Annotated in this window: 1 protein-coding gene; it reads right to left on the reverse strand. The window is 72.7% G+C overall.

Features of this window, described 5'->3' with window-relative positions; genetic code table 11:
• The coding region (locus FV228_RS31025; RefSeq protein WP_147857897.1) for an HWE histidine kinase domain-containing protein at positions 1-897 on the reverse strand (897 nt) is incomplete at both ends.

Consider the following 897-nt stretch of genomic DNA (forward strand, 5'->3'; position numbering starts at 1 on the left):
CCCCGCGCTCGCGCCAGGCGATCCGCAGGGTCCGGCCGCCGCCGGCGCCGGCCTCCAGGGTCCAACCCAAGGACGCCCGCCCGGACGGGACCGAGAGGGCGCCGTACTTGACCGCGTTGGTGCACACCTCGTGCAGGATCATCGTGAGCGCGAGCGCCATCTCGGGCGGCAGCCGCAGGTCCGGTCCGTCCAGGGCGATGCGCCCTGCCTCGGTGCCTTGGAAGGGCCGCAGGGCCTGGACGGCGATCCCCCGCAGGTCGGCGCTCAGCCAGCTCTCGCGGGTCAGGACGTCGTGGGCGCGGGACAGGCTGAGCAGCCGGGCCTCGAAGGCCTCGCGCCCCGCCGCCGCCCCGTCGCCGAGATCCTTCAGGCTCTGCGCCGCCATCGACTGGACGGTGGCCAGGGTGTTCTTCACCCGGTGGTTCAGCTCGTCGATCAGGAGCAGCAGGTGCTCCTCGGCGAACTTCGCGTCGGTGATGTCGATGTTGCAGCCGGTGTAGCCGAGGAAGTTCTGGTCGTCGTCCAGGCGCGGCACGCCCTCGCACCGGAGCCAGCGCACGGCCCCGCCCCGGTCGATGACCCGCACCTCGGTGCGGAAGGGCGCGCGGGCCTCGAAGGCCTCGGCGAAGGCCGCGCGGAAATGATCGAGGTCGTCCGCGTAGACGATCCGCTCCCAGCCCTCGTTGGTCAGCTCGGCCGCCGGGATCCCGAACATGTGTTCGAAATGCAGGTTGGCGAAGCTGACCCCGCCGGATTCGTCGGTCATCCAGATCAGGGCCGGCGCGGAATCGGCCATGTGGCGGAACCGCGCCTCGCTCTCGCTCAGCGCGGTGAGGCCGCGGCGGGTGTCGGCCAGCGCGCGGTCGCGTTCCGCCTCGCGGGTGCGCAGGCGCAGGG

The organism is Methylobacterium sp. WL18, assembly GCF_008040015.1.
Classification (GTDB): Bacteria; Pseudomonadota; Alphaproteobacteria; order Rhizobiales; family Beijerinckiaceae; genus Methylobacterium; species Methylobacterium mesophilicum.